The organism is Prosthecobacter sp. (genome assembly GCF_049294395.1).
In the GTDB taxonomy this organism is placed as follows: Bacteria; Verrucomicrobiota; Verrucomicrobiia; order Verrucomicrobiales; family Verrucomicrobiaceae; genus Prosthecobacter.
The window spans coordinates 1-3,153 of record NZ_JBAQCR010000152.1; the positions used below are offsets into that span (position 1 = coordinate 1).

General features: G+C 62.1%; 1 protein-coding gene. It reads left to right on the forward strand.

All coding sequences use genetic code 11. From position 1 onward, the window contains the following. The coding region (locus tag WAW39_RS10485; protein WP_422318496.1) for a putative Ig domain-containing protein at nucleotides 1-2,958 on the forward strand (2,958 nt) is incomplete at its 5' end. Between the last annotated feature and the right edge of the window lie 195 nt (nucleotides 2,959-3,153).

Below are 3,153 nucleotides of genomic sequence, written 5' to 3' on the forward strand. Positions count from 1 at the left end.
GAAATTGAGACGCGAAAACTGCCGAGCGGTTCATTCGCATTGCTTGGTTCTGTAGGTGCCAACATAGCAGTAGTCGATCTCAGTGGTTCTCTTGACCCCAATACCAGCTATGAAGTTCGAGTTCGTGCTCGGAAAGGAGCCTCGGCTCCCTACACGTACACGGGGTATTCCAACACCGCCACCCTCACCACGCTGTTTAATGCCCCCACCGGTCTCACGGCCACGGCTGCTTCGGAAGGCACGGTGAATCTGAGCTGGACGGACAACTCGGCGGTCGAGGGCGGGTATGCGGTGTATTACCGGCTGAGCGGCAGCGGCAGCTACACTCTGTTCAATTATGCCGCCGCGAATGCCACGACCTACTCGGTGACGGGGCTGAGCGCGGGCACTGCGTATGATTTCAAGGTGACCGCCGCGTACCAATCCACGACGGTCATCGAATCGGCCCCAAGCAACACTGCCAGTGCGACGACGAAGGACGGCTTCACCAGCGGCACAGCGCCGCCCATCTTTTACAATCAGGCGTTTTCGTATCAGGCGGTGGTCAGCACCGGATCGTCTCGCAGTTCATGGAGCATCACGGGTTTGCCGACAGGCCTGACCTTTAACAGTTCGACGGGAGCCATCACCGGCACGCCCACTGTGACGGGGGCCTTCAACTGTCCCATGTCCGCCACGTTTGCGAACGGCTGGACGGCCAGCAACACGCTGCAACTGCGTGTCATCCGAGCGCCCGCAGCGCCGGTCTCCGCGACGACGATCGGGACGCAGACGCTGACTGCGAGCGGGAACACTTCTGTGGCGCTGGGGGACAAGTTCGCGGACCCGGACTCCGAATCGGCGGTGCGCATCGTCACGAACCTGGGGACGATGGACTTCATCCTGTACAACTCGGCCACTCCGCAGGCCGTGACGAACTTCCTGAGCTATGTGAATGCAGGGGTGAACAATTACAATGGCGCGGTGTTCCATCGTGCGGTCCCCGGCTTCGTGGCCCAGGGCGGCGCTTTCAAAGTGCAGTCCGCACCGAACAATTTTAGTGTGACGCCGACCAGCCCCTCCCCGACCAACGAACCGGGGATCTCGAACCTGCGGGGGACCGTGGCGATGGCGAAGATCGGCGGCAATCCGAACAGCGCCACGGACCAGTTCTTCGTGAATCTGGGCAACAACAGCAGCAACCTGGACCGTGACAGCGGCAGCCCGAATGCGAACGGAGGGTTCACCGCGTTCGCGCGCGTGGCGGGGAACGGCATGACGGTTGCCGACGCCATCGGCAACCTGCCAAACGCAACCTACTCCGTGAATCTGGGCGGAACCTCCACGAGCATGGACAACTGGCCGCTGACCTCCGCGAGCGCTGCGATGGACACGACCAAGGTGGTTTCGATCACCTCGGCGGCGGAGGTGGCGGTCCTGAGTTACGCGGTGACAGGAAATACCAGCCCCGCCGTGGCCAGTGCCACGATCAGCGGCACGAACGTGCAGATCAATGCGCTGGCAGGCGGCCAGACCAACGTGACGGTTACTGCGACGGATCTCGATGGCGGCACGGTGTCGCAAACGTTCACCGTCACCGTCAATCAAGCCCCTGTGATCACGAGTTCCCAGCCTTCGGCTGCGCTCGCGAATACGCCTTACAACTTCAGCTACACCACGACCGGATTTCCTGCGCCGACCTTCAGTGTCACTGCGGGAGCGTTGCCGACCGGCTTGATCCTGAGCACGGCAGGGGTGATCTCAGGGACACCGACGGCGGCGGGTACCTTCACGGGCACGGTGACCGCGAGCAATGGCATTGGTGCTGCGGCCACGCAGGATTTTAGCATCACGGTGAATCAAGCCCCTGCCATCACGAGTTCTCCGCCTCCGGCTGCGCTCGCGAATACGCCTTACAACTTCAGCTACACCATGACCGGATTTCCTGCGCCGACCTTCAGTGTCACTGCGGGTGCGTTGCCGACCGGCTTGATCCTGAGCACGGCAGGGGTGATCTCAGGGACACCGACGGCGGCGGGTACCTTCACTGGAACGGTGACCGCCAGCAATGGCATTGGCACGGCGGCCACGCAGAATTTCAGCATCACGGTGAATCAAGCGCCTGCATTCACCAATGGGCCGCCGACTGGGAGTGGCGTGTTTGGCACGGCCTACACCCCTTTTGCCTACACGGCCAGCGGCACACCTGCACCGACCTTCACGGTGACCTCGGGAGCCTTGCCCAATGGTTTGAGCCTGAGCACGGGCGGAGTGATCACAGGGACGCCGACGGCGGCGGGAACCTTCACGGGCACGGTGACGGCGAGCAATGGCATTGGCACGGCGGCGACGCAGAATTTTAGCATCGTTATAGACAAAGCGACAGCCGGCCTTGTTTTGAACGGACTGCTGCAAACGTATGACGGCAGCCCGAAGACCGTTTCGGCCACCACCACGCCGTCCGGACTCACGGTGAGCATCACCTATGACGGATCCTCCACAGCGCCCACCAGTCATGGCAGCTATGTCATTGCCGCCAGCATCAACGACGCCAACTACAGCGGCACGGCAAGCGGCACGCTGACCATCAGGGGGCAGTCCGCCGCAAGCTGGCGCACGCAGCACTTCACCCCCACACAGACCACCGCAGGTTGGGCCGCCGATGATGTCGATCCCGATGGCGATGGCTTGAAGAATCTGGCCGAGTACGCGCTCGGCACCAATCCGTGGGTGCGCAATGCCGCTCCCGCTCCGATCGCGGATGCCAATGGTCTGACCGTGATCTTCACGCGCCCCAAAGATTTGCCCGACGTCAGCTGCTCAGCGGAATCCACAGACAGCCTTGGATTGTGGAGCCCTATTGCTCTGGAACTTGTGAGCGATGGTCCGGTGCAAACCTGGCGTGCCCGCGATTCGCTTGCGACTGGCAATCCGAACCGGCGCTTCATGCGGCTGGTGTTTACGGCTGGCGGAAGTTAGTTCTGCTTTGGTAAGTTAACGGGATTTGGGAGCTGGCGGTACGTTGTGAGTGCGGCGGAGCGCCTTGCAGACGCTGCTGGTGGGCGTGGGGTGTGGCGAAGGCGCTGGGTTTGCTTTCCCAACCGGGTTGCACCCTGTACCAGGGTAGCCTCGCTGAGGCTCGGCAACCCTTCGCTATGATGCGCAGTCCCGTTG